General features: G+C 72.6%; 19 protein-coding genes. 12 read left to right on the top strand and 7 right to left on the bottom strand.

What is annotated here, in order from left to right; genetic code table 11:
* Positions 1 to 146 precede the first annotated feature (146 nt).
* The 3 genes from AB0G17_RS10885 to AB0G17_RS10875 all read left to right on the top strand — a co-directional run bounded on the left by AB0G17_RS10885 (position 147) and on the right by AB0G17_RS10875 (position 3559).
* The gene (locus tag AB0G17_RS10885) at positions 147 to 503 is read left to right on the top strand and encodes a hypothetical protein (protein WP_361378896.1); all 357 of its coding nucleotides are present in this window, start codon (positions 147 to 149) and stop codon (positions 501 to 503) included.
* A gap of 96 nt (positions 504 to 599) precedes the next feature.
* The gene (locus tag AB0G17_RS10880; RefSeq protein WP_361378893.1) at positions 600 to 2348 is read left to right on the top strand and encodes a cation acetate symporter; all 1749 of its coding nucleotides are present in this window, start codon (positions 600 to 602) and stop codon (positions 2346 to 2348) included.
* On the top strand, positions 2345 to 3559 hold the full coding sequence (locus AB0G17_RS10875; RefSeq protein ID WP_361378890.1) for a histidine kinase: 1215 nt from the start codon (positions 2345 to 2347) through the stop codon (positions 3557 to 3559). Before AB0G17_RS10880 ends, AB0G17_RS10875 begins: the two co-directional genes overlap by 4 nt.
* Positions 3560 to 3812: 253 nt before the next feature.
* Here AB0G17_RS10875 and AB0G17_RS10870 read toward each other — a convergent pair whose 3' ends face one another.
* On the bottom strand, positions 3813 to 4346 hold the full coding sequence (locus AB0G17_RS10870) for a GNAT family N-acetyltransferase (RefSeq protein WP_361378887.1): 534 nt from the start codon (positions 4344 to 4346) through the stop codon (positions 3813 to 3815).
* Between the two features lie 186 nt (positions 4347 to 4532).
* Between AB0G17_RS10870 and AB0G17_RS10865 the strand changes: the two genes are divergently transcribed.
* Positions 4533 to 5438: a phosphatidylinositol-specific phospholipase C gene (locus AB0G17_RS10865; protein WP_361378884.1), complete on the top strand. Its 906-nt coding sequence runs from the start codon at positions 4533 to 4535 to the stop codon at positions 5436 to 5438.
* 140 nt (positions 5439 to 5578) lie between these two features.
* Entirely contained in the window at positions 5579 to 7624 is a 2046-nt protein-coding gene (locus AB0G17_RS10860; protein ID WP_361378954.1) for a SpoIIE family protein phosphatase, read from the top strand.
* Between the two features lie 45 nt (positions 7625 to 7669).
* Here AB0G17_RS10860 and AB0G17_RS10855 read toward each other — a convergent pair whose 3' ends face one another.
* Complete coding sequence (locus tag AB0G17_RS10855; protein WP_361378882.1) at positions 7670 to 9271, bottom strand: phosphodiester glycosidase family protein; 1602 nt, start codon at positions 9269 to 9271, stop codon at positions 7670 to 7672.
* Between the two features lie 440 nt (positions 9272 to 9711).
* Between AB0G17_RS10855 and AB0G17_RS10850 the strand changes: the two genes are divergently transcribed.
* Positions 9712 to 11835 carry a SpoIIE family protein phosphatase gene (locus AB0G17_RS10850; protein WP_361378880.1) on the top strand — a complete coding sequence of 708 codons (2124 nt, stop codon included), beginning with the start codon at positions 9712 to 9714 and terminating at the stop codon, positions 11833 to 11835.
* Here AB0G17_RS10850 and AB0G17_RS10845 read toward each other — a convergent pair.
* Entirely contained in the window at positions 11822 to 12838 is a 1017-nt protein-coding gene (locus AB0G17_RS10845) for a LacI family DNA-binding transcriptional regulator (protein ID WP_361378951.1), read from the bottom strand. The two genes, AB0G17_RS10850 and AB0G17_RS10845, sit on opposite strands and share 14 nt — an antisense overlap.
* Before the next feature lie 368 nt (positions 12839 to 13206).
* Here AB0G17_RS10845 and AB0G17_RS10840 point away from each other — a divergent pair, with 368 nt between their 5' ends.
* The 6 genes from AB0G17_RS10840 to AB0G17_RS10815 all read left to right on the top strand — a co-directional run bounded on the left by AB0G17_RS10840 (position 13207) and on the right by AB0G17_RS10815 (position 23055).
* Positions 13207 to 14499: an extracellular solute-binding protein gene (locus AB0G17_RS10840; RefSeq protein WP_361378877.1), complete on the top strand. Its 1293-nt coding sequence runs from the start codon at positions 13207 to 13209 to the stop codon at positions 14497 to 14499.
* Between the two features lie 109 nt (positions 14500 to 14608).
* Complete coding sequence (locus AB0G17_RS10835; protein ID WP_361378948.1) at positions 14609 to 15478, top strand: sugar ABC transporter permease; 870 nt, start codon at positions 14609 to 14611, stop codon at positions 15476 to 15478.
* 11 nt (positions 15479 to 15489) lie between these two features.
* Positions 15490 to 16401: a carbohydrate ABC transporter permease gene (locus AB0G17_RS10830; RefSeq protein ID WP_361378945.1), complete on the top strand. Its 912-nt coding sequence runs from the start codon at positions 15490 to 15492 to the stop codon at positions 16399 to 16401.
* Between the two features lie 73 nt (positions 16402 to 16474).
* Positions 16475 to 17725 (top strand): glycosyl hydrolase, encoded by a 1251-nt coding sequence (locus tag AB0G17_RS10825; protein WP_361378942.1) that lies wholly within the window; start codon positions 16475 to 16477, stop codon positions 17723 to 17725.
* Positions 17726 to 17904: 179 nt separating this feature from the next.
* Positions 17905 to 19947, top strand: a complete 2043-nt coding sequence (locus AB0G17_RS10820; RefSeq protein ID WP_361378874.1) for an endo-beta-N-acetylglucosaminidase — start codon at positions 17905 to 17907, stop codon at positions 19945 to 19947.
* 60 nt (positions 19948 to 20007) lie between these two features.
* Entirely contained in the window at positions 20008 to 23055 is a 3048-nt protein-coding gene (locus AB0G17_RS10815; RefSeq protein ID WP_361378871.1) for a glycoside hydrolase family 38 C-terminal domain-containing protein, read from the top strand.
* Here AB0G17_RS10815 and AB0G17_RS10810 read toward each other — a convergent pair.
* The 4 genes from AB0G17_RS10810 to AB0G17_RS10795 all read right to left on the bottom strand — a co-directional run bounded on the left by AB0G17_RS10810 (position 23018) and on the right by AB0G17_RS10795 (position 25119).
* Positions 23018 to 23455 carry an STAS domain-containing protein gene (locus AB0G17_RS10810; protein ID WP_361378868.1) on the bottom strand — a complete coding sequence of 146 codons (438 nt, stop codon included), beginning with the start codon at positions 23453 to 23455 and terminating at the stop codon, positions 23018 to 23020. The two genes, AB0G17_RS10815 and AB0G17_RS10810, sit on opposite strands and share 38 nt — an antisense overlap.
* Positions 23456 to 23572: 117 nt before the next feature.
* Positions 23573 to 24298: a GNAT family N-acetyltransferase gene (locus tag AB0G17_RS10805; RefSeq protein WP_361378865.1), complete on the bottom strand. Its 726-nt coding sequence runs from the start codon at positions 24296 to 24298 to the stop codon at positions 23573 to 23575.
* Positions 24295 to 24465: a hypothetical protein gene (locus AB0G17_RS10800; protein ID WP_361378862.1), complete on the bottom strand. Its 171-nt coding sequence runs from the start codon at positions 24463 to 24465 to the stop codon at positions 24295 to 24297. The genes AB0G17_RS10805 and AB0G17_RS10800 overlap by 4 nt, the downstream gene beginning before the upstream one ends.
* 117 nt (positions 24466 to 24582) lie before the next feature.
* Complete coding sequence (locus AB0G17_RS10795; RefSeq protein ID WP_361378859.1) at positions 24583 to 25119, bottom strand: hypothetical protein; 537 nt, start codon at positions 25117 to 25119, stop codon at positions 24583 to 24585.
* Positions 25120 to 25275 lie beyond the last annotated feature (156 nt).

The following is a 25275-nucleotide window of genomic DNA, read 5'->3' as shown; positions in this document are numbered from 1 at the left end:
GCGTGAACGCGTGACCTGCCGCAGGCGAACACCGCAACCTGAAACAGGAGACGCCTCACGTGGCGACCCACGACCTCAAAACCAGGTCACTAGGGCCTGTCGGCACTAGTCTCTGGCGACACAGAGCCAGCCTTGGGGAGGCAGCCGTGCCGCAGGATCCGACGGAACGCCGCGTCGTCGTCACCGGGGTGCCCCGGCGCACCCGCGGGCTCACCGGATACCGGCCCCGGACCGAGATCGAGGAGCAGACCACCCTCGGCCACACCTATGTGCGTTCCCTCATGCGCAGCCAACTGCTCGCCGGACTCACCGTGTTCGCCGTGCTCGTGCTGCTGGTCGGGCCGCTGCCGCTGGTGTTCGCGGTGCGGCCGCAGAACCCCGGGCTGGTCTGGGGCGTGCTCGGCTTCGGCGTCTACCCGCCGCTCGTGCTGCTCGCCCGCTGGTACGTGAAGCGGGCCGAGCGCAACGAACGCGACTTCGCCCGCCTCGTCGAGGACCGCTGACCCGGAAGCCCGCTGACCCGAGGGCCCCTGCCCCAAGGGCCCCTGCCCCGAGGACCGCTGACCGCCCGCCCGGCGCCCGCCGAGGAACGTGAGAACGTGAACCAGAACTACGCCGTACCGGCCGTGGCCCTCGTGGTCCTCGCTACGGTCCTCGTCGGCGCGCTCGGCCTGCGCATATCCCGGACCACCTCCGACTTCTACGTGGCCTCGCGCACCGTGGGCCCCCGGCTCAACGCGGCCGCGATCAGCGGCGAGTACCTCTCCGCCGCCTCCTTCCTCGGCATCGCGGGCCTCGTCCTCGTCCAGGGCCCCGACATGCTCTGGTACCCGGTGGGCTACGCCGCCGGCTATCTCGTCCTGCTGGTGTTCGTCGCGGCCCCGCTGCGCCGCTCCGGCGCGTACACCCTGCCCGACTTCGCCGAGGCCCGGCTCGAATCGCGCTCCGTGCGACGGCTCGCCGCCGCCCTGGTCGTCGGGGTGGGCTGGCTCTATCTGCTGCCCCAGCTCCAGGGCGCGGGCCTCACCCTCAAGGTCCTCACCGGGGCGCCGCGGTGGTTCGGCGGGGTCCTGGTCGCGGTGGTCGTCGTCGCCACCGTCGCCGCGGGCGGCATGCGCAGCATCACCTTCGTGCAGGCCTTCCAGTACTGGCTGAAGCTCACCGCCCTCCTCGTGCCCGCGCTCTTCCTGCTGCTCGCCTGGCACGGCGACGGCACCCCGCGCGTCGCCTTCGACGAGCCCTCCGCCTTCCGTGAACAGCGGGCCGTACGCGTCGACGACACCCTCGACATCAAGCTCGCCGCCCCGCTCACGGTCACGGCGACCGGCACCGTCGACGGCACGCGCCACCCCGGTGAACGCGTCCTGCTGCCCACCGGCACCCACCGCGTCGAGCGCGGCACCCGGCTCGTGTTCGCCCCCGGCGACCCGGTCCCCAGCAGCGACGCGGGCGGCGCGGGCATGTCCACGCCGCTCGCGCACGCCCGCCAGGAACGCCCGCTGTACGCCACGTACGGACTCATCGTCGCCACCTTCCTCGGCACCATGGGCCTGCCGCACGTGGTGGTCCGCTTCTACACCAGCCCGCACGGCGTCGCCGCCCGCCGCACCACGGTCGTCGTCCTCGGCCTGATCGGCGCCTTCTATCTGCTGCCGCCCGTATACGGCGCCCTGGGCAGGCTGTACGCGCCCGAACTCGCCCTCACCGGACAGGCCGACGCGGCCGTGCTCGTCCTGCCGCACCGCGTCATCGGCGGGGTCGGCGGGAACCTGCTCGGCGCGCTGCTCGCGGGCGGCGCCTTCGCGGCCTTCCTGTCCACCGCGTCGGGGCTGACCCTGGCGGTCGCGGGCGTCCTCACCCAGGACGTGCTGCCGACCCGGGGGGTCCGGCACTTCCGCCTCGCCACCCTGCTCGCCGTCGCGGTACCGCTGGCGGCCAGCGCCCTGGTGGGCGGGCTTCCGGTGGCCGACGCGGTGGGCCTCGCGTTCGCGGTCTCCGCCTCCTCGTTCTGCCCGCTGCTGGTACTCGGCATCTGGTGGCGCGGGCTCACTCCGCCGGGCGCGGTCGCCGGGATGGTGGCGGGCGGCGGCTCGGCGCTGCTCGCGGTCACCGCCACCATGGCGGGCCTGCCCGGCGGCGGACCGCTGCACGCGCTGCTCGCCTGGCCCGCGCTCTGGTCGGTGCCGCTCGGCTTCCTGACGATGATCCTGGTGTCCCTGGCGACGCCGGCCCGGATCCCGGCGGGCACGGCCGCGATACTGGCCCGTTTCCATCTGCCGGAGGCGCTCTACGCGGGGCAGCGCGGCGGACCGGCTCGCACCGCCGCACCCCGTCAGGCCCAGGCGTGAACGGGTTCCTGGCCGGGATGTTCGCGGCCGCCCTCCCGCTGGTCGCGGCCGGCTTCTGGGCCGGGAGGCGCACCGCGCGCCCGCCGGGGCTCGGCGATCTGGGCACGCCCGTCGAGCACGCCACCTTCCAGACCCTGCACACCGCGTCCCTGGCCGCGCCCCCGCTGCGGGCCGGGCTCACCCCCGACACCGCGCGCCGGGCCGTCCGGGGGCTGCGCACCCTGCTCGGCACCGACGCGCTGTGCCTGACCGACGGTTCCTCGGTGCTGACCTGGGACGGCGCGGGGGAGCACCACAGCGCGGAGATCCTGGAGCGGCTCGGCCGCATCCGTGAGACCGGCCGCGGCGAAGCGTTCCGCATCCACTGCGACGACGTCGGGTGCGCCCTGCGCTGGGCGGTGGTGGCCCCGCTCACCGTCGAGGACCGGGTGCACGGCGCCCTGGTCGCCTGCGCGCCGCGCGAGTCGGCGGTCCTGGTGCGGGCGGCGGGCGAGGTGGCCCGCTGGGTGTCGGTCCAGCTGGAGCTCGCCGACCTCGACCGGTCCCGCACCCGGCTGATCGAGGCCGAGATCAAGGCGCTGCGGGCGCAGATCTCCCCGCACTTCGTCTTCAACTCGCTGGCCGTGATCGCCTCGTTCGTGCGCACGGACCCGGACCGGGCGCGCGAACTGCTCCTGGAGTTCGCGGACTTCACCCGGTACTCGTTCCGCAGGCACGGCGACTTCACCACCCTGGCCGACGAACTGCACGCCATCGACCAGTACTTGGCCCTGGTCCGCGCCCGCTTCGGCGAGCGGCTCTCGGTGACCCTCCAGATCGCCCCCGAAGTGCTGCCGGTGGCCCTGCCCTTCCTCTGCCTCCAGCCGCTCGTGGAGAACGCCGTCAAACACGGTCTGGAGGGCAAGACCGACAACAGCCACATCAGCATCACCGCGCAGGACGCCGGGTCCGAGGCGCTGGTCGTCATCGAGGACAACGGCGTCGGCATGGAGCCCGACCGGCTGCGGCGCATCCTCGCGGGCGAAACCGGCCCGTCCACCGGCATCGGTCTGTCCAACGTGGACGACCGGCTGCGCCAGGTGTACGGGGACGGCCACGGCCTGGTCATCGAGACGGCGGTGGGCGCCGGCATGAAGATCACGGTCCGGCTGCCCAAGTACCAGCCCGGCGTCCACTCGGCGCCGGGCCACCTGGGTACCGCCGCTGGCTAGGGCCTGTCCGGTGGGTCCGGTCGGCTTCGGCGAGGGGTGCGTTTTCGGTGTTGGTGAGCGGGGGTCTGATGCGTCCAGCTGCAAGGCGGAGGATTGAGTCGACGCGATGGGGGTCCCCCTGCTCGAGCGAAGCCGAGAGCTTGGGGGAGTCGGCGATTGACGACAACGCCGCTGGGGGTCCCCCCTGGCCCTTAAGGCCTTGGGGGAGGGCGTGCCAGACCCCCGCGTGCCGGCCGGACCCACCGGACAGGCCCTAACCCGCGTACTCGCTCAGGTCGATGGAGTGGACCGCCACCTGGTGGCCGTACCGGGGGTCGATGGTGACCTTCTCGGGGACCATGCCCAGCTTGCGGATCACGTTCTCCGACGCGCTGTCGCCCACCCGCGCGATGGCGACGACCCGGTCGAGCCCGCGGTCCTGGAGCGCGAACTCCAGCGACGCCTGCGCCGCCTCCGAGGCGTACCCCTGCCCCCAGAACTGGCGTCCCAGCCGCCAGCTGATCTCCACGGCGGGCAGCACCTCGGGCAGATAGGTGGGGACCGAGAGCCCGACGACCCCGGCCAGCTCGCCCGAGCCGAGGAGCTCGACGGCGAAGAGCCCGAAGCCCTCCTCGTCCCACTCCTCCTCCCAGCGCTCGATGTCGTCGGCCGTCTCCTCCAGATCGAGGACCGAGCCGTCCCCGGTCCAGCGCATCACGTCCGGGTCCGCGTTGATCTCGGCCAGGGCGGGCAGGTCGTCCTCGTCCCAGCGGCGCAGGAGAAGGCGGGGGGTGTGGATCTCGGTCATGCGCCCATCCTGTCGAATACGGGGCCGAACCGGTAATCCGCGGCTCCGGCGCGGGCGGCGTCGGCCCTACCGGGCGGTCATCCGTACCGCGCGACGCCTGTTCTCCTGCGGCCCGCTGTGCTTCCATGCCACAGCGATGACCGGGTGCGCCCTCGGGGGCCGCCGAGCGGCAGGGGGAGCGTGGGCATGGACCGGCGGGGCTTTCTCAAGGGTGCGGCCGTGCTTCCGGCCGCCGGACTCCTCGCGTACGCGGGCGCCGCTCCCGCCGCGGCCCGCACCCTGGGCACTGGCGACTGGATGGCGGGTCTCGGCGGCGCGACCGACCTGCGGCAGCTGACGATCCCCGGCACGCACGACACCGGCGCCCGCTTCGGCGGGCTGTGGGTGAAGTGCCAGAGCGCCGTCGTCGCCGCCCAGCTGAACGCGGGGATCCGCTTCCTGGACGTACGCTGCCGGGCCACCGGTGAAGCCTTCGCCATCCACCACGCCGCCTTCTACCAGAACCTGATGTTCGGCGACGTGCTGATCGCCTGCCGGGACTTCCTCGCCGCCCACCCGGGCGAGACCGTGCTGATGCGCGTCAAGCAGGAGTACTCGACGGTGAGCGACGCGGAGTTCCGCCGGATCTTCGACCTCTACCTCGACCAGAAGGGCTGGCGGCCGCTGTTCCGCCTCGACCCCGCGCTGCCCACCCTGGGCGGGGCCCGGGGCAAGGTGGTGCTGCTCGCCGACAACGGCGGCCTGCCGGGCGTGCGCTACGGCGACCCGGCGCTCTTCGACATCCAGGACGACTACAACGCCGAACCCTTCGGCAAATATCCCAAGATCGAGGCCCAGTTCCGCAAGGCCGCCGACCAGCCCGGCAAGCTCTTCATCAACTATGTGAGCACGGCCGCCGGGCTGCCGCCCGAGTGGAACGCCGCCCGCCTCAACCCGCAGGTGCGCGACTTCCTGAGCGGTTCCGCGCTGCCGGGCCGCACCGGCCTCGGCATTGTCCCCATGGACTTCCCCGAAGCGACCTCGGGGCTGATCGACGCGGTGCTGCGGCACAACCCCGCCCCCGCCGCCTCCGGGGCGCGCCCGAACGGGTGACTGTGGGCCGACCGCACCACGACGGGCCCTTTGGGCGCGACTCCGTGATGCGGAGGAAAAACCCCCGAAGATAAGCTGACGCAGTGGCTGCACGCGACCGACGGCAGATCGGGCCGGGCGAGAGGCTGGCCCTCAACCGCATGGGCAGCTTCGACTGGGACCTGGAGAACAACACCCTTGCGTTCGATGACGCAGGTCTCGCCGTCTTCGACCTGAGGCCCGACGAGTACGACGAGAACCCCGACTCGCTGGTCTCCCGGGTGCCTCCCGAGGAGGGCATGCGGGTCAACGCCGTGATCGACGAGGCCATGCAGACCGGCCGCTCCTCCTACGGCGCCTACTTCCAGCTGCGGCGGCGCAACGGACACCGGCAGTGGACCCATGTGCGCGGGCGGATCCTGCGGGACGAGCGGGGCAACGCGTACCGCGTCCTCGGGATCGTCCGCAACGCCTCCACCGAGCTCACCGAGTTCACCTCGATCAGCCCGATGGAGGCGGGCCGAAGACGCATCACCAGCATCGTCCAGGGCACCACGGCGGCCCTCTCCAAGGCGGTGACCGTCGACGACGTCGCCGCGGTCCTCACCGGCAGCGACGGGAGAGAACGGTTCGGCGCCGACGGTCTCGTCCTCGGCCTCGTCGAGGGCGGCGCGCTCAAGGTGATCGCGCTGGCCGGCGACTCGATGGAGGCGCTCGACGAGCTGAAACTGCACCGCCTGGACGACTCGCTGCCGCTCGCCGAGGCCGTGCTGACCGGCCAGCCCCGGTTCGTCACCTCGCTGGGCGAGCTCGGCCACACCTTCCCCCGGCTCGCCCCGTACATCCAGAGCCTGGAGGTGGACGCGGCGGCCTTCCTGCCGCTGATCGCCCAGGCCCGTCCGGTCGGCGGGCTCGCGCTCTTCTTCCGGGGCCGCAACGACTTCTCGGCCGAGGACCGCAACCTGTGCCTGGGCCTCGCGGGCATCGTCGCCCAGTCGCTCCAGCGGGCCATCCTCTTCGACCAGGAGCGCGAGTTCGCCACCGGCCTCCAGGCTTCGATGCTGCCGCGGCACGTGCCCGAGTTCCCCGGCGCCGAGATCGCCGTGCGCTACCACGCGGCCTGGGGCCGCCGGGAGGTCGGCGGCGACTGGTACGACGTGGTGGCGCTGCCCCGCGGCCGGGTCGGGGTGGTGGTCGGCGACGTCCAGGGCCACGACACCCACGCCGCCGCGATCATGGGCCAGCTGCGCATCGCGATCCGCGCCTACGCGGCGGAGGGGCACCCGCCCGCCACGGTGCTCGCCCGCGCCTCGCGGTTCCTGGCCGAGCTCGACACCGAGCGCTTCGCGACCTGCACGTACGCCCAGGTGGACCTCGCCTCCGGTGGTGTACGGGCCGTCCGCGCGGGCCACCTGGGGCCCTTCATCCGGCACACCGACGGCCGGGTGGGCCGCCCCAACCTGCGCGGCGGACTGCCGCTCGGGCTCGCCACCGAGTTCGAGGACGAGGAGTTCCCCGAGACCCGGCTCGACCTGGTGCCCGGCGAGACGATGGTGATGTGCACCGACGGGCTCGTCGAGGAGCCCGGCCTGGACATCTCGGCCGGGATGGACGCCCTGGCGGGGGCCGTAAGAACGGGCCCCGCCGGAGCCGACGCGCTCGCGGACCACCTCTCCGCCACCCTCTGGGAGCGCTGGGGCACCGGGGACGACGTGGCTCTGCTCGTGCTGCGCCGCGCCCCCGACCCAGGCACCCCGCAGGCCCCCCGCATCCACCAGTACATCCACCAGGCCGACCCCGAGGGCCTCGCCGAGTCCCGGGTGGCGCTGCGCCGGGCCCTGGAGGACTGGGGCTTCGGGGAGCTCGTCGACGACGTGGAACTGGCCGCGGGCGAGCTCCTGGGCAACGTGCTGCTGCACACCGAGGGCGGCGCCGTCCTCACCCTGGAGGTGCTGCCCGAGCCGGTGCGGCGCGTACGGCTGTGGGTCAAGGACCGCTCCAGCGTTCGCCCGCGCCGCCGCACCCCCGGCGAGGCGGCCACCTCCGGGCGCGGGCTGATGCTCATCGAGGCGGTGTCGGCCCGCTGGGGCGTGGAGCCCCGGGGTGACGGCAAGGCGGTGTGGTGCGAGTTCGTACCGGACGGCACGGAGGCGGACCTGTCGGCCGAGCGGCCGGTGGTGCCGCCGGAGGAGCCCCCGGAGGACTGACCGGCCCGCTGACCGGTCAGCCCTGCGCGTACGGGAGGTACGGGCTCAGGGCTTGATGACCCAGGCGTCGCCCAGCGAGCGCTCGCCCGAGGAGTCCGAGGGGCGGTTGATGACGCCGTCGGCCGCCGTGGCCATCACGCTGGAGCCGCCGCCGTCGAGGTTGAGCGCCTCGCGGGCGCCGAGCTGGCGCATCAGCTCCGCGGTCCGCGCGATGCTCAGCCCCTCGCTGTAGCCCGCCTGGCGGCCGTCGACGACGGCCAGCATCAGCCGGCCGCGGTCGTCCACGCCCATCATCGAGCGCGGATTGGCCCGGTTGGTCCAGTCGTACGTGAAGGACTGGTCGGAGCCGAACCTGATGATCCCGTCCGCCAGCGCGTTCACCGACACCTTGCCGTGGCGCACCAGGGTCGGGCCGACCTGCATGATCGTGGTGTCCCGGGTGAGCGGGACCGGGATGCCGTAGCTGTCGGTGACACGGGTGTGGATGTCGAGCCGGTCGCCCACGTGCACATGGCCGAGCAGCCAGCCGGCGCTGTCCCCGATGGCCTGGAGGGTGGACCCGCCCTGCGGGGCGGCGGCCCCGCGCGAGGAGTTCACGGCGACCACCCGGTCGCGGGCGTCGAGGACCGCCTCGGCGCCCGCGCCGGTCGGCGGCGTGCCCCACTCGGGGGTGAACCGCACCAGCTCGCTGGGGTCGGTGCACTCGAAGTCGTGCTGCGGCTTCTGGGTCGGGGTGTCGCCGCCGACTCCGCCGCAGTTCCAGACGTCGCCGGGGAAGCGGTTGACGCCGTCGATCTCCTCGATGGCGCCGCCCGGCGTCCGCAGCGAGATGTGCGCCTTGATGGCGTCGACGCGGACGCGCCGCCCGCCGTCGGTGATCAGGATCGCGCCCCGGCCCTGGGTCGCCGAGGCGAGCACCTTGCCGTCCTTGACGTAGAACCCGCCGGGGGCGTCGTTGTAGAACCACTGGCCGTTGATGCCCGCGATCGCGTGCGCGCGGGCGACGAGGTCGGTCGCCGGTTCCGTGCCGTGCAGCGTGGGCCCGAACTCGGTGTCCACCTTGCCCTGGAACTCCCGGAAGTCGACTCTTATGACGTTGACCTTCTCCGGGGCGTGGAAGTCGGTGCCGTCCTGCGCGGTGTAGCGCGTGTCGCCGGTGAACCCGGCGGCCTTCACCCTGGCCAGCTCCGCGGCCGCGTCGGGCCGCTCGGCGAAGCCGCCCACCCGGACCGTCCAGCCCAGCGTGCCCGCCGCGAGGTCGGCGTACGCGGGCGAGCGGACCTCTTCGACCCGCGGCGTGAAGCCCTTCTCGCGCAGGGCCTGGGCGACCCGGTCCGCCGTGCCCTTGGGGCCCAGCTCGGTCGCGGCCCTGTTGGCCGGGCCGTCCGGCAGGGCGGGCAGGTACACGTGCACGGTCCAGAAGTCGTCCGCGTTCTTCGTGCCGAAGGTGTACGTGGTGAGGGTGACACCGGGGCTCAGGGTCCGGGACACCGGGGGCGCGGTGGTCGGCAGCGGCGGCGGGAACGGCTTGGCGTCGAGGGCGGGCCGGAGGGCGCCGTGCGGGGCGGCCTCGGCAGTCGGCATGGCGACCGCGGCGGTCAGTGCGACGACGGCTGACAGCGCGGCGGCGAGGGTGGTTCGGCGCATGAGGCTTCCTTCATGGGTGGGAAGGTGCGTCGAAAATTAGATGGTGTGGACATGACTTGCGCTGATACGTCACACGCTGCCCACATGAAGTGACTCTCACTGATGAGTGAACGAGGCAGCAGGCCGGAAGTAGTTGGCCCGGCCCAAGTTCAACTGCCTTTCACATAACGGCCGTTGTGCCCCCCACCGGGGCATGTGTCGCACTCGGAGTCCCCTCTTCCGATCGGATGATCCGTCAGTTATTTCGTCCGATTTATAACGGAGGCGAACGGATCTTCCACGCGAATCGCCGTCACCCCCGCGGCGCTGTCCCCCGGTCGGCTCCCGCCGGGCTCCCCCACCCGGCCGAGCGGCCCTCTCGCCGTGCGGGGACGGCCGCGGGCGGGCAGCCTGGATCTTCCAGAGGTGTCCACGCGCGGCCGTGGAGGAGGTGGTCCGCCGTGCCCGACCGGGATGCGCCCGGCCCCCCGCCCCGCCGCGGGCCCCCGCACCAGGCGGTCCTCTCCCGGGTGCTGACCGGGCTGCTGGACGACGTCCAGGCGCACTCCGGCGCCGTCTACGTGCTCGATCGCGGGGACAACGTCCTGGTCATGACCGCGATCGCGGGGCTGCCCAGGGTCTTCGCCGCGCCCTGGGAGCGGGTCGGGCTGGCCGCCCCGATCCCGGTCGCCGACGCGGCCCGCGAGCGGCGCCTGGTCTGGGTCGGCGGTGAGGAGGAGATGGCGGGCCGCTACCCCCGGATCGCGGTCGTCCTGCCCTACCCGTTCGCCCTGGCCGCGCTCCCCGTGGCCACCGCCGACACGGTCTACGGGGCTGTCTACGTGACCTGGCCCGGCTCGCACCCGCCGGAACTCTCCCGGCACGAGCGCGAGCGGCTCACCGCGGCCTGCGACCGGCTCGCCGAGTACATGGAGTGGGCCGCGGGCCAGGGCAGGCCCGTGCTGCCGGAGCCCGGTGTGCGCCCGGTGGAGCCGCCCCTCGGGGAGGTCCACGCAGCCGAGGCGGCCCGGATGGCCGCGCGCCTGCCGTACGGGCTGTGCGCCCTCGATCTCGACGGGCGGGTCGAGTACGCCAACCAGTCGGCGGCCGACCTGCTCGGCATCCCGCTCAAGCGCCTGCTCGGCACCCCGCCGTGGGTGACCCTGCCGTGGCTGAACGACCCGATGTACGAGGACCGCTACCGGGCGGCCCTGCTCAGCCAGCAGATCACCTCGTTCGTGGCGCTGCGCCCACCGGGCGACTGGCTCTCCTTCCGGCTCTACCCCAGCACCACCGGCCTCAGCGTGCGCATCACCCGGGCCCGCGCCTCCACGCACCCCGGAGGCCCCCCGCCGCGCGACGCGGGGGAGGGGCCGGGGCGCCTGGTGACCATCTCGCACGTCCTGAGCCTGGCCAGCGCCCTGACCGAGGCGGTGGGCGTACGGGACGTGATCGACCTGGTGGCCGACGAGATCATGCCGGCCGTGGGCAGCCAGACCCTGGTCATGCTCGGCTCCTCCGGCGGGCGGCTCCACGTCCTGGGACAGCGCGGGTACGAGGACCCCTTCGTGGTGGACCGGTTCGACGGGATGCCGCTGACCGCCCAGACGCCGGGCGTGCGCGCCCTGCGCACCGGCGTACCGGCGTTCTTCGAGTCGCGCGCGCAGCTGGAGCGCCTCTACCCGATCCGGTACGCCACCCCCGACGGCATGGCCGCCTGGGCCTATCTGCCGCTGATCGCCTCCGGCCGCGCCGTCGGCACCTGTGTGCTGGGCTACGCCGAGGAGCGCACCTTCACGGCCGAGGAGCGCGCGGTGCTGACCAGTGTGGGCGGGCTCATCGCGCAGGCCCTGGAGCGGGCGCGCCTGTACGACGCCAAGCACCGGCTCGCCCACGGCCTCCAGGAGGCCCTGCTGCCGCACACCCTGCCGGAACTGCCCGGGCTGGAAGTGGCCGCGCGCTATCTGCCCGGCACCCAGGGCATGGACATCGGCGGCGACTTCTACGACCTGCTGCCCGTCGGCACCGCGGCCGCCGCGGTGATCGGGGACGTCCAGGGCCACAACGTCACCGCGGCGGGCCTGATGGGCCAGGTGCGCACCGCCGTACGCGCCTACACCGCCGTCGGCCAGACCCCCGGCCGGGTCATGGAGTCCACCAACCGGCTGCTGGTCGACCTCGCCACCGAGCGCTTCGCCAGCTGCATCTACCTGCATCTGGACACCGCGCGCGGCCGTGCCCTGCTGGCCCGCGCCGGACACCCCCAGCCGCTGCTCAGGGACCCGGACGGCCGAGTGCGCCTGCTCGATCTGGCCGGTGGTCCGCTGCTCGGCATCGAGGCGGACGCCGTCTACCCGACCACAGAGGTGCCGCTGCCGCCCGGGTCGGTCCTCGCGCTGTACACCGACGGCCTCGTCGAGATCGCGGGCGTCGACCTCGACGTGTCGGTGACCGCCGTCGCCGACCGGCTCGCCGAGGTGGGCGGGCGCCCCCTGGAGGAGGTCGCCGACAGCCTCGTACGCCATGTCCAGGAGACCCAGGGCCGCAGCGACGACGTGGCCCTCCTGCTGCTCAGGCCCGAGTGAGCGGCGGCGGGGGAGCGGTGCTCTCGCGCTCGATCAGCCGGGGCAGCGGCATCGGGACCGACCGGGCGGCGCCGCCGTCGAGCAGTGCGGTCAGCTCCCGCGCGGCCAGCCGCCCGAACGCGATGGTGTCCCGGGAGAGCGCGGTCAGCCACGGGTGCACCATCCTGCACAGCACCGAGTCCTCCCACGACACGATCGAGACGTCGCCCGGCACCGAGAGGCCGAGCCCCGCCACCACGGCCGCGCCGGCCGCCGCCATCACGTCGTTGTCGTAGACCAGCGCGGTCGGCGCCGCCCGCCCGCCGAGGACCCGACGGGTCACGGCCGCGCCCTCGGTGTCCGAGTAGTCCGTGGTCACCGAGCGCACCCCGGTCAGACCGCGCCGTTCGGCCTCGGCGCGCAGCGAGCAGATGCGGCGGTCGGTGTGGGCCAGCGAGCCGAGGCCCGCGATGTGCACGACTCTGCGGTGCCCCAGCTCGTACAGCCTGCCGACGACCGCCGCCATCGCCCCGGTGTCGTCGGCGCGCACCTGCGACAGGTTGGGGTGCGCGTCCGGCAGCCCGCCGATGACGACCCCCGGTAGCCCGAGCTCGTCCAGCAGCTCCGGGCGCGGGTCGTCGGTGCGCGGGTCCACCACCAGGACGCCGTCCACGCGGTGCTCGGCCCACCACCGCCGGTACACCGCGCACTCGGCGTCCACGTCCTCCACCACCTGGAAGAGCAGGCCGAGTTGACGCTCCGCCAGGACCTCCTGGATGCCGGAGATCAGCTGGAGGAAGAACGAGTCCACGCCGAGGGTCGCGGCCGGGCGCGCCACCACCAGGCCGACCGTGGCCGCGCCCTCGCCGGAGAGCGCCCGGGCCGCCGTGCTCGGCCGCCAGCCCAGTTGCTCGGCGACCCGGCGGACCCGGTCCCGGGTGACCTCGGAGACGCCGGGGCGGTCGTTGAGCGCGAACGACACCGCGCTCTCCGAGACCCCGGCCCGCTGGGCGATGTCCTTCATCGTCGGGCGGCGCGCCACCGTGCGCCGGGCCGCCTGCGTGTCCTTGCCGGACGGCGGGCTGTCCGTCACCCGTGCCCCTTTCCCGCTGGAACCGGCCGACTGCGGCCGGTGAATGCCCCAGCGTACTAATGCGCTTGAGCACCATGACTCTAAAGCGCATTAGTAGATCGCTGCAACTGTCCCAGCATGCGCGGCTGACCTGCATGTATACCCACCAACTGGCCCGGCCTATTGACTTTTTGAAGATTCGCACCGCAAAGTCTGCCGATGTGAGCGTCCGGTACCGCGTCTTTCCGGGGACAGCCTCGCCCTGGCGAGGCCGGACGCCGCAGTCCGCACGTCTGGTCCGAGCAAAGGAGCCGTACACCGTGCGCATCTCCCGCAGGGCACTCGCCGCTGCCGCCGTCCTCGCCACCGTCCTTCCGCTGAGCGCCTGTTCCAGCGACTCCGACTCGGGCTCCGGTTCCGCCGACGCGTCCGGCAAGGTCGAAGGGAAGATCACCTTCCAGACCTGGAACCTCCAGGCGAACTTCAAGGACTACTTCAACGGCGTCATCGCGGACTTCCAGAAGAAGTACCCGGGCACCGAGGTGAAGTGGGTCGACCGGCCCGCCGAGGGCTACGCCGACAAGATCAGCGCCGACGCCGCCGGCGGCACCCTGCCCGACGTCGTCAACGTCTCGCCGGACCTGGTGGCCCCACTCGCCAAGGCCGGGCTCGCGCTCGACCTCGACAAGGCGGCGTCCGAGTACCGCAAGGAGTATCTGCCCGGCGCCTGGCAGAGCCACCAGATACCCGGCATGCGGGGCACGTACGCCTTCCCCTGGTACCTCAACACCGGCCCGATGTTCTACAACAAGCGGCTGTTCAAGGACGCCGGGCTGGACGCGGAGAAGCCTCCCAGGACGTACGAGGAGGTCTTCGCCGCCGCGCTGAGGATGGCCCGGCAGAGCAACGGCCGGATCGCGACCTTCTCCAATGTGCCCGCCATCGAGGACTTCGGGCGCTACGGCGCCCATCAGATGAACGAGAGCGGCGACGGCTTCGCGTTCAACGACGCCAAGGGCGTCGAACTCCTCACCAAGTACAAGGAGTTGTACGACGCCAAGGCGCTCGACCCGCAGGCGCTGACCGCCACCCCCGAGTCGGCCGGCCACAAGTTCCTCACCGAGTCGGTGTCCATGAACCCCGGCAGCGCCCTCGACCTCGCCAACTTCAAGAAGCAGGCGCCGACGCTCTACAAGAACATCGGGATCACCGACCAGATCAGCAGCACCGGCAAGGCGAACATGTACGTCATGGGCGTCATGGTGAACACCAGGACCAAGCAGAAGCCCGCGGCGGTCGCCTTCGCGCACTTCGTGACCGACGCGACCCGCCAGATGGAGTTCGCCAAGAAGGTCGCCATCTTCCCGAGCACCGCGGGCTCGCTCGACGACCCGTACTTCACCAAGGAGGACGGCACCGACGACACCCGGGTGCGGATCGCCGCCGCCAAGTCCCTGAAGTCGGCGGCCAATTACACGCCGGTGCTGTTCAGCGAGCAGATGAAGACCGCGCTGCGCAACGAGGTGGCCAAGGCGCTCCAGGGCAAGGAGAGCCCCAAGGAAGCGCTTGACAACGCTGTCAAGGCCTGTGACCAGCTGCTGAAGCAGAGCTGAGCCGTTCGTGAACAGCCCCACCGCCTCCACGGCGGACCCGTCCGGCACCCTCACCGCCGCCCCGGCGGCCCGGAGCCCCCGCTCCCGGCCGCACCGGACCGGCCGCCGCATCCGGCGCCATCTGCCCACCAGCCCCTGGCTGTTCGCGGCGCCCGGACTGCTCGTCGTCGGCGTGTTCAGCCTGTACCCGTTCGTCAGCACCGTCGTGAACTCCTTCACCGACCGCCGCACCCTGGTGCCCGGCCACTACGTGGGCCTCGCCAACTTCCGCGAGCTGTGGCACGACGACATGTTCTGGACCGGACTGCGCAACAGCACGCTGTACGTGCTCGGCGTCGTCCCGGCCCTCGTGGTCCTGCCGCTGCTCCTGGCGCTGCTCGTCCAGCGGCACATCCCCGGCATCGCCTTCTTCCGGGCGGCGTTCTACACCCCGGTCGTGGCGTCCATCGTCGTCGTCGGCCTCATCTGGGTGTGGATGCTCGACGACCGGGGGCTGATCAACTCGGTCCTGGAGGCGGTGGGCGTCGGCAAGGTCGGCTTCCTCAGCGACCAGTGGCTGCTGCTGGGCAGCGCGATGGCGGTCACGGTCTGGAAGGGCCTCGGCTACTACATGATCATTTACCTGGCGGCGCTGGCCAACGTGCCCCGCGAACTGCACGAGGCGGCCGCGGTCGACGGGGCCGGTGCGGTGCGCCGCTTCTTCACCGTCACCGTGCCCGCCGTCCGCTCCACCATGGTCCTGGTCGCCGCGCTCTCCTCGGTCTCGGCCTTCAAGGTCTTCTCCGAGGTCTATCTGATGGCGGGCCCGAGCGGCGGCCCCGCGGGCGAGGACACCACCTTGGTGATGCTGGTCCAGCGCGTCGGCACCGGCCTCACCGGCCGGGTCGGCTACGCCTCGGCGATCTCCGTGGTCGTCTTCGTCGTCACCGTCGCACTGATGCTGCTCGTGCTGCGGGCGGACCGGAGGGAGGACGCGTGACCACCGCGCCCATGGAAACCGGCGAAACCGGTGAAGCCGGTCGCGTCGACACGGTCCGCCCGGCCGCGCGCAGGGGCGTCACCGACGCCGACGGCCGACGCGTCCCCCTCTGGCAGCTCCTCCTGCGTTACGTCCTGCTGCTCGCGGTGCTGGCCCTCACCATCGGCCCGTTCCTCTGGCAGCTCTCCACCTCGCTCAAGGGCCCGCACGAGGACATCTTCAGCTCCCCGCCCAAGCTCCTGCCGGAACGGCCCACCTTCGACAACTACACGCGCGTGGCGGACACCATCCCGGTCTGGGACTACGCCGTGAACTCGCTGAAGGTCGCCGCCGCCAACGTCGTCACCAACTGCGTCGGCGCCTCGCTCGCCGGATACGCCCTCGCCCGGATGCGCTTCCGGGGCCGCCGTGCGGCCACCCTCACGTTCATCCTCGCCATGCTGGTCCCCGTCGAGGGCATCATCATCGCCCAGTTCACGACCATGCGGGACCTCGGCCTCAACAACACGCTCGTCGCGGTCCTGCTGCCCGGCTCCATCGGCGCGATGAACGTCCTGCTGATGCGCAACGCCTTCCTCAACCTCCCGTACGAGGTGGAGGAGGCGGCGTACGTCGACGGCGCCAACGCCTGGCAGCGCTATCTGCGCATCGCCCTGCCCGCCGTGCGGGGCACCCTCGCCGTGGTCGCCATCTTCGCCTTCATGGGCGCCTGGGACGACTTCCTGTGGCCGCTGATCGTCCTCAGCGACCCGGACCGCTTCACCCTCACCATCGGCCTGAACTATCTGCACGGCACCTTCGCCAACGACGAACGGCTCGTCGCGGCGGGCACGGTCATCGCCGTCGCCCCGCTCATCGCGCTCTTCGCCTGCCTGCAGCGTTACTTCTTCCGCGGCGTCGGCGAGGGAGCGGTCAAGGGCTGAGCCCCGCGGCCCCGACCCCTGCCCCCGTGGCACGCCCACAGAACGGACCCGCATGCCTTCAGAACAGGCCCGCATGCCTGCCGCCGTGCGCTTCGGCGCCAACTACACGCCCGGCCAGGGGTGGTTCCACCACTGGCTCGACTTCGACCTCGACGCCGTACGCGCCGACCTCGACGCGATCGCGGCGCTCGGCCTCGACCACATCCGGGTCTTCCCGGTGTGGCCGTACTTCCAGCCCAACCGCACCCTGATCCGGCCGCGCGCGGTCGAGCAGCTGGTCCAGCTCGCCGACGCGGCGGGGGAACGCGGCCTCGACGTCAACGTCGACGGGCTCCAGGGGCATCTGTCCAGTTTCGACTTCCTGCCCTCCTGGACGCAGACCTGGCACCGGCGCAGCCTCTTCACCGACCCCGAGGTGCTCGACGGGCAGGCGGCGCTGCTGCGCACCCTGGCGGGCGCGCTCGCGGACCGGCCCAACTTCATCGGGATGACGCTCGGCAACGAGATCAACCAGTTCGCGGCCGGGCCGCACCCCGACCCCGACCGCATCACGCCCGCGCAGGCGGAGGCGTGGTTGGGGCGGATGCTCGCCGCGTGCGAGGAGGGCGCCCCCGGCAAGCCGCATGTGCACGCCGAGTACGACGCGGCCTGGTACCAGGACGACCAGCCCTTCACGCCCGCGCACGCCGCCCGGCTCGGCGCCATGACCACCGTGCACTCCTGGGTGTTCAACGGTACGGCCCAGGCGCACGGCCGCACCGGCACGGCCACCGAGCACCACGCCGCGTACCTCGTCGAGCTGTCGAAGGCCTGGGCCGACGATCCGCGCCGGCCGGTGTGGCTCCAGGAGGTCGGGGCGCCCGCCCCGCTGATCCCCGCCGGGCACGCGGCCGCGTTCACCGAAGCGACCGTGGTGAACGCGCTGGACTGCGCGGACCTGTGGGGCGTCACCTGGTGGTGCTCCCACGACGTGGACCGGTCGCTGGCCGACTTTCCCGAACTGGAGTACAGCCTGGGGCTGTTGACCAGTTCCGGGCGGGTCAAGCCGGCGGGTGACGTGGTGGCCCGGCTGGCCCGGGAGTGGCGCGGGCGTGTCCATGCGCCCGCACCCCGGACCACCGCGCTCGTCGTCGACGTGGGGGACGACGTCTCGGCGCCCCGGCGGTCCGTGTGCGCGCCCGGGGGGCCGGTCTTCGAGGCGTTTGCCCGGCTCGTCTCGGACGGGGTGCGGCCCACCGCCGTGCTGGCCTCCCGCGCCTTGGACAAGGAGCATCTGGCACTGCGCGGGATCGGGGAGGTCGTGGTGCCGGATGAGGTGTGCTGACCGTTCCACCGCGGACCGTGGGCGGCCGGTCGCGCAGTTCCCCACGCCCCTTGAGGACGTTGCCCGCCCCGCACCTCGAAAAACGCCGCCCCCCTGAGCCCCCAGCGCCGCCTCTACCGATCCCCTGGTCCCCAGCTCCCCGTGCCACTCCTCCCACCCGAAACGAAACGGAGAACACCATGCCCCAGCACCTCTCCGGGCCCACCCGCCGTGCCGTCGTCCTCGCGGGGGCGGGGGTGGGGACCGCCGTCGTTGTCCCGGGATCTGTCGCCCGAGCCGTCGAGGCCGGGCCCGCCGACCTTCAGCCGTATGTCTCGTACTGGTATCCGGACTCGGTGCCCTCTGGCACGCCGGGGCCAGGGATCACCTGGCGGAGTCTGAAGGCGTGGCGGGTCGAGGACGACGAGGATCTGGCCTTCAACACCGCGACCGTGCCGCTCGCCGCGCGGTTCACACCGGTGCCGGTGAACCGGACCGCGCGGGCGGGGCAGGCCCGTATCCAGGCGCTCGTCTCCTTCGAGCACACCGCCGGCAACCCGTCCCAGGGCGCGGCCACCGCCGACTACTACGCGCTCACCCACTGGGCCTACCTCGACGAGCTGGTCTTCTGGGGCGGTTCGGCGGGGGAGGGGCTGATCCTGGCGCCCAACGCGCCGGTCGTGGACGCGGCCCACCGCAACGGGGTGCCCGTGCTCGGCACCGTCTTCCTGCCGCCGACCGCGTGGGGCGGCGATCTGCGCTGGACCCGCGACCTGGTGCGGCGCGACGCGCTCGGCCGCTTCCCGCTCGCCGCGAAGCTCGTCGAGGTCGCCGTCGCACACGGCTTCGACGGCTGGTTCGTCAACGCCGAGACCGACGGCGGAGACGCGGCCCTGGGCGCCGACATGCTCGCCTTCGTACGCGACCTCAAGGCCCGCAGCGAGGCCGCGGGGCTGCGGATCACCTGGTACGACGCGATGACCGTCGGCGGGTCGGTGGGCTGGCAGGGCGAGCTCAACGGCGACAACAAGGACTTCTTCCGCAGCGCCGACGCGATGTTCGTGGACTTCCGCTGGTCGCCGGAGGGGCTCGTGGCCTCGGGCGACCTGGCGCGGCGGCTCGGCCGCGACCGCTACGAGCTGTGGGCGGGCGTCGACGTCGAGGCCCATGGGTGGAACACCTCCGTGGACTGGGACGCCATCGTGCCCCGCGACCGGGACCACATCGTCTCGTACGGCCTCTACCGGCCCGAGTGGACCCGCAACCAGCTGCCCGCGGGCCGCACCCCGGCGCAGTTCCACGCCGCCGACGACCGGTTCTGGACCGGCCGTTCGCTCGACCCCTCCCAGCCCGACACGGACGGCTGGCGCGCCCCGGCGACGGTGGTCGCCGACCGCTCCACGGTCGACCGGCTGCCGTTCGCCACCTCCTTCAACACCGGGCACGGCCTGCGCTGGTACGAGGGCGGCAAGGTGACCTCGGCCGCCGAGTGGAACCACCTCGGCCTCCAGGACCGGCTCCCGGGACGCCGCTGGGTGGTCCGCACGGCCGGGCGCCGCCCCTCCGTCGCCTTCGACTTCGCCGACGCCTGGCGTGGCGGGTCCAGCCTCCTGGTCGACGGCGACTTCGACGCCCCCGCCTCGGTCGAGCTGTACGCGACCCGGCTGCCCCTTACCCGGTCCACGGTCGTCGAGCTGACCCACCGGGTGGACGAGGGCGCCGTCACCGTCGAGCTCGCGGTCGCCCTGCGCGAGCCCGCCGGACCGGGCGAGCCGGTCCCGTACACCTACGTCCCGGCGGGCCGACTGCGGGCCGGTGGCGCCGGCTGGACCACCGCGACCCTGCGCCTCAACGCCCTTTCCGGCACGGCCCGTTCGCTCGGCTTCCGGCTCACCGCCGAGGGCCGCGCCCAGTGGCGCCTGGGCGCCCTGGCGGTGCGCGACCGGGCCGCGACGGCGCCGGCCGCCCCCACCTGGCTGCGCGTCACCGGTTCCTCGACCGGCGCCGAGGGCACCTCGCTGCGCTTCGCCTGGCGCCGGGCCCCCGGCGCGGTGCGCCACTACGAGCTGCACCGGGTGCTGCCCGGGGGAAGCCGCCGCTTCCTCGGGGGAACGTGTGGGAATGCCTTCTTCGTTCCCGCACTGAAGCCGGAAGGGGGCGAGCGGGCGGCGCGGTTCGAGATACGAGCCGTCGACGAGCTCTGCACGGCCTCAGCCCCCGCCTCCACCGTCCACCACTGGTAGCCCCTTTCCCTTCCTGGCATCCGCACCCCGCGCGACCCTCGACCCTCGGAGCAGACCCTCATGCATGACGACCGCAGCCTGGTCGAAGCCCGCCTCAGGCGAGTCCTCGACGAGCGCATCCGCCCCGCCGTCTACCCCGAATCCGTCCCGCTGGAAGTGGCGGTATGGCATGCGCCGGGCGAGCCCGTCCCGGTCGCCGAGGGCCTGGCCGGCATCCCCGTGCCGATCGCGGTCGGCGACGCCTGGGGCGCCCCGTGGGGGACCAGCTGGTTCCGGGTGACCGGGACCGTACCGGCCGAGTGGGCCGGGAAGACCGTCGAGGCGATCCTCGACCTCGGCTTCGACGAGAACATGCCGGGCTTCCAGTGCGAGGGTCTCGTCTACCGCCCCGACGGCACCCCGGTGAAGGGCCTCAACCCGCGCAACCAGTGGGTGCGCGTCGGCGCCCCCGCCGTGGGCGGCGAGGAGGTGCGGCTGCACATCGAGGCCGCGTCCAACCCGGTCATCCTCGACTACCACCCCTTCGTGCCGACCACGCTGGGCGACAAGGAGACGGCGGGCACCGAACCGCAGTACCGGCTGGCCCGGATGGACCTCGCGGTGTTCGACGAGACGGTGTGGCAGCTCGTCCTCGACCTGGAGGTGCTGGGCGAGCTGATGCACGAGCTGCCGGTCGACGGGGCCCGGCGCTGGGACATCCTGCGGGCGGTGGGACACGCGCTGGACGCGGTGGACCTGCAGGACGTGAACGGCAGCGCGAGGGAGGCCCGGGCCCGGCTCGCGGACGTCCTGGCGGTGCCCGCCGGGCCGACCGCCCACCGCATCAGCGCGGTGGGGCACGCGCACATCGACTCGGCTTGGCTGTGGCCGCTGCGCGAGACCGTGCGCAAGGTGGCCCGTACGACGTCGAACATGACGGCGCTCCTGGAGGACGAGCCGGACTTCGTCTTCACCATGTCGCAGGCCCAGCAGTTCGCCTGGATCAAGGAGCACCGGCCCGAGGTCTACGCGCGCGTGAAGAAGGCCGTCTCCGACGGGCGGTTCGTGCCCGCGGGCGGCATGTGGGTGGAGTCGGACACCAACATGCCGGGCTCGGAGGCGATGGCCCGTCAGTTCGTGCACGGCAAGCGGTTCTTCCTCGACGAGTTCGGCGTCGAGAACGACGAGGCCTGGCTGCCGGACACGTTCGGCTTCGCCGCCGGGCTGCCGCAGATCATCAAGGCGGCGGGCGCCAAGTGGCTGCTCACCCAGAAGATCTCCTGGAGCCAGACCAACAAGTTCCCCCACCACACCTTCCAGTGGGAGGGCATCGACGGCACCCGGATCTTCACCCACTTCCCGCCCGTCGACACCTACAACTGCTCGATGAAGGGCAGCGAGATCGCCCACGCGGCCCGCAACTTCAAGGACAAGGGCCACGCCCGGCACTCGCTGGCCCCGACCGGCTGGGGCGACGGGGGCGGCGGTACCACCCGGGAGATGGTCGCCAAGGCGGCCCGGCTGCGGAGCCTGGAGGGCTCGGCGACCGTCGAGTGGGAGAGCCCGGCGGAGTTCTTCGCCAAGGCGCAGGCGGAGTACCCGAACGCGCCGGTGTGGGTGGGCGAGCTCTATCTGGAGCTGCACCGTGCCACGCTGACCAGCCAGGCGAAGACCAAGCAGGGCAACCGGCGCAGCGAGCACCTGCTGCGCGAGGCCGAGCTGTGGGCCGCGACGGCGTCCGTGCGGGCCGGATTCCCGTATCCGTACGACGAGTTGGACCGGATCTGGAAGGCCGTGCTGCTGCATCAGTTCCACGACATCCTGCCCGGCTCCTCCATCGCCTGGGTGCACCGGGAGGCGGAGAGGACCTACGCGGCGGTCGCGCGGGAGCTGAACGCGATCATCGACGGCTCGCAGCGGGCGCTCGCGGGCGAGGGCGCCCCGGGCGCCACCCTGGTCTTCAACTCCGCGCCCCACGCGCGCGACGGCGTCGCGGCGGGCGCCGCCGCACCGGCCTTCCGTCCGGGCGTCAGCCGCGCGGCCCCGCGCGAGGGCGGCGGCTTCGTCCTGGACAACGGGCTGCTGTCGGTGGAGATCGACGCCCGGGGGCTCGTGGTGTCCGCGTACGACATCGGCGCCGGGCGCGAGACGGTCGCCCCCGGCAGGGCCGCGAACCTGCTCCAGATCCACCCCGACTTCCCGAACATGTGGGACGCGTGGGACGTGGACGCGTTCTACCGCAACACCGTGACCGATCTGACGGACCTCGACCAGCTCGTGGCGGTGGAGGACGCGGGCGTGGCCGCCGTCCGGATCGTCCGCAGCTTCGGCGACTCCCGGGTCACCCAGCTGCTCAGCCTCGCCCCCGGCGCCAAGCGGCTCGACATCGACACCGAGGTCGACTGGCACGAGACGGAGAAGTTCCTCAAGGCCGCGTTCCCCCTGGACATCCACGCCGAGCGGTACGCGTCGGAGACCCAGTTCGGCCATGTCCACCGGCCGACCCACACCAACACCAGCTGGGAGGCGGCCAAGTTCGAGGCATGCAACCACCGCTTCGTCCATCTGGAGGAGCCGGGCTGGGGCGTCGCTCTCGTCAACGACTCCACGTACGGGCACGACGTGACCCGGACCGTGCGCGACGCCGCCGAGGGCCCCGGCACGACCACCACGGTCCGCGTCTCGCTGCTGCGCGCCCCGCGCTTCCCCGACCCCGAGACCGACCAGGGGCTGCACCGCTTCCGGCACGCGCTCGTGCCCGGAGCCACCATCGGTGACGCGGTGCGCGAGGGCTACCGCGTCAACCTGCCGGAGCGGCGGGTCGCGGGCGACGCGGAGGTGGCGCCGCTGGTCTCGGTCGACAACGACGCGGTCGTCGTCAGCGCGGTGAAGCTCGCGGACGACGCCAGCGGTGACGTGGTCGTACGGCTCTACGAGTCGCGGGGCGGCCGGGCGCTGGCCCGGCTCACCCCGGGCTTCGCGGCGGACACGGTGGTGGCGACGGACCTGCTGGAGCGCCCCCTCGCCGAGTCCACCGGGCCCGAACTGGCCGACGGCGCAGTCCAGTTGGCGCTGCGCCCGTTCGAGCTGGTCACTCTCCGGCTGACGCGGGCCCGTTCGGGAGCCTGACGGAGTCCAGGGCCTGCTCCAGCGTGGGAGCAGGCCCCAGGACGGCCGTGAGGGCGGTGATCCGCAGGATCCGCAGGGTCAGCGGATGGTCGCAGACGAGCGCCCAGGACCCGCCCCGCTCGGTCACCCGGCGGTGGGCCCGCACCAGCAGGGCGAGGCCCGAGCAGTCCAGGAACCGGACGGCGCTCAGGTCCACGGCCAGCGCTCCCACCCCGTCCCCGGTGAGGGTGTCCAGGCGCGGCCGCAGCGCCTGGACGGCTTGGATGTCGATCTCGCCGTGCAGCTCGGCGATGGTCACTCCGGCCCGTGTGTGGACCCGCAGGAGCGGCCGCTCGCGGTGCGAGCGGGAGGCCGGCACGAGCTCTCGCGGGCCGTCGTCGACGTATTCGTTGCGGCGCACAGTCTCTCCCCCAAGGACAGCGTTGATGTGAACGGCCGGGGGCTTGGGCCGTCAGGGGGAACGTTAGACGCTAGCCGGAGCGCCAGAAGTGCAGAAACAATTCACACGACCGTTTCATCACTCGATCGAGTGAAGTGATGTTGTGGCGCTTGCCAGTTCGTCGTCCGGCACCCGCGCCGACATGAACCGGGTGGTACGGCGGAGCCGGAAACCCAGGGACTCGTAGAGGCGGATGGCGCCGGTGTTGAGTGCGCCCGTGTGCAGGAAGGGCCGCTCGCCCCGGTCCCGGATGTTCGCCACCACCGCCAGGATCAGCCGGGTGCCCAGTCCCTGGCCACGGAAGGCGTCGTCGGTGCAGACCGCGCTGATCTCCGTCCAGCCCGGCGGATGCAGTCGCTCGCCCGCCATCGCCACCAGGACGCCGTTCCTGCGCACGCCCAGATACGTGCCAAGCTCGATGGTGCGCGGCGTGAACGGCCCCGGCCGGGTCCGCTCCACCAGCGCCATCATCTCGGGTACATCGGCGGTGGTCAGCGTGACCGCCTCGGCGAACGGCCGGGCGGTCACCCCGTCGTCCACGAGCTGCACACCGTCCGCCTCGAACGTCAACTCCCAGCCCGCGGGCGGCAGATGGCTCATCCCGAGCAGGGGCACCTCGTTGCCGGGCCCCGCGAGCGCGGCGACATCGGCCCAGTCCTCGGGCCCGGGCTCGTCCGAGAGCGCCAGCCACGGCGTCACCTCGGGGGGATACCGCAGCACCCGCCCCAGCCGCTCGGCGAAGTGGGCGTGCGGCCCGGTGAGGGAGGCACGGGCGGGGTTGTCGAGGGGGTGCGACGCGCTCATGCCGCCACCTCGATGACTGCCTCGCCGCGCGCGTGGCCGTCCTCGTCCGCCCCGGCCGCCCGGACCACGATCAGCAGCTGACCGGGGCCCGGGCGAGGGCGGTCCCGCTCGATGGACGTCTCGGTCGCGGGACCGCCGTTCCGGGTGTACGCGTACGCCTTGGGCATCTGCTGACTCCTCGCTCTCTCAGCAGCTCCAAGGACCATCCCGGTGTCGCTATTCCCGGGAGCGCGCACTGTTCACGTGACCGCGACGCGGGCGGGCACATCGTGGCGCCCGTGCCTCTAGCAGTTCGGCACGTCGCCGCTGGCCTGCATGTACGCAGCGCTGACCCAGCCGCGGGCGTTGCTCAGCCAGTACCAGGTGGAGGTGCCGTTCACGTTCGAGCCGTGGGTCCTGCACTCGATGCGTTCCCGGCTGCCCGGGCTCAGGGCGACGACGACGCCGGCGTTCAGGCTCGGGTTGTCGCGGACGTTCAGCTCGATGCGTGAGGTGACCGTGCCCCAGACCCGGCCGCCGTCGTGGTGGTCCCGGGAGTGATCGCTGTGGTGGTCCCGGGAGTGATCGCTGTGGTGGTCGTCCCGGTTCCGGTCGTTCCGGCCGTCGCGGTGGTCGTCCCAGCGCCATCCGCCGCCGTGGTCGTCCCGGATCCAGCCGCTGATGTGGGCGTCCCACGACCAGCCGTTGCCCTGGCCGCGATCGTGGCCGTCGCCCGGGTCGTGCGCCGGGGCCGCTGCTGCCGTGGCGGCGAAACCGCCCATGGCGAGACCGCACGACAGCAGGGTCGCGGCGGCCGCTCGACGTATCCGTCCGGTGTCCATACCGGCTCCTTTCGTCGCTCCCACCCCTCGTGACCAACCCTTCCATCACACACCCGGGCCGCGCGGGGTGCGATTTGGGCAGGTGAGAGGCCGGAATGGGGGTACTGGAGGCCGGTCTTTCGGTCGAAATTCAACCAGAGTGGGCGGTTCGGCTTG

It is taken from the genome of Streptomyces sp. NPDC023838, from assembly GCF_040639555.1.
In the GTDB taxonomy this organism is placed as follows: Bacteria; Actinomycetota; Actinomycetes; order Streptomycetales; family Streptomycetaceae; genus Streptomyces.
Note: the sequence above shows the minus strand (reverse complement) of the source record. Positions and strands in the feature narration are given on the sequence as shown.

Excerpts from the sequence above, each read along its gene's own strand:
- AB0G17_RS10870 (WP_361378887.1), bottom strand. The coding sequence starts at position 4,346 with ATGACCGAGATCCACACCCCCCGCCTTCTCCTGCGCCGCTGGGACGAG.
- AB0G17_RS10865 (WP_361378884.1), top strand. The coding sequence starts at position 4,533 with ATGGACCGGCGGGGCTTTCTCAAGGGTGCGGCCGTGCTTCCGGCCGCC.
- AB0G17_RS10860 (WP_361378954.1), top strand. The coding sequence starts at position 5,579 with ATGGGCAGCTTCGACTGGGACCTGGAGAACAACACCCTTGCGTTCGAT.
- AB0G17_RS10855 (WP_361378882.1), bottom strand. The coding sequence starts at position 9,271 with ATGCGCCGAACCACCCTCGCCGCCGCGCTGTCAGCCGTCGTCGCACTG.
- AB0G17_RS10845 (WP_361378951.1), bottom strand. The coding sequence starts at position 12,838 with ATGAAGGACATCGCCCAGCGGGCCGGGGTCTCGGAGAGCGCGGTGTCG.
- AB0G17_RS10830 (WP_361378945.1), top strand. The coding sequence starts at position 15,490 with ATGGAAACCGGCGAAACCGGTGAAGCCGGTCGCGTCGACACGGTCCGC.
- AB0G17_RS10825 (WP_361378942.1), top strand. The coding sequence starts at position 16,475 with ATGCCTGCCGCCGTGCGCTTCGGCGCCAACTACACGCCCGGCCAGGGG.
- AB0G17_RS10820 (WP_361378874.1), top strand. The coding sequence starts at position 17,905 with ATGCCCCAGCACCTCTCCGGGCCCACCCGCCGTGCCGTCGTCCTCGCG.
- AB0G17_RS10815 (WP_361378871.1), top strand. The coding sequence starts at position 20,008 with ATGCATGACGACCGCAGCCTGGTCGAAGCCCGCCTCAGGCGAGTCCTC.
- AB0G17_RS10805 (WP_361378865.1), bottom strand. The coding sequence starts at position 24,298 with ATGAGCGCGTCGCACCCCCTCGACAACCCCGCCCGTGCCTCCCTCACC.
- AB0G17_RS10800 (WP_361378862.1), bottom strand. The coding sequence starts at position 24,465 with ATGCCCAAGGCGTACGCGTACACCCGGAACGGCGGTCCCGCGACCGAG.
- AB0G17_RS10795 (WP_361378859.1), bottom strand. The coding sequence starts at position 25,119 with ATGGACACCGGACGGATACGTCGAGCGGCCGCCGCGACCCTGCTGTCG.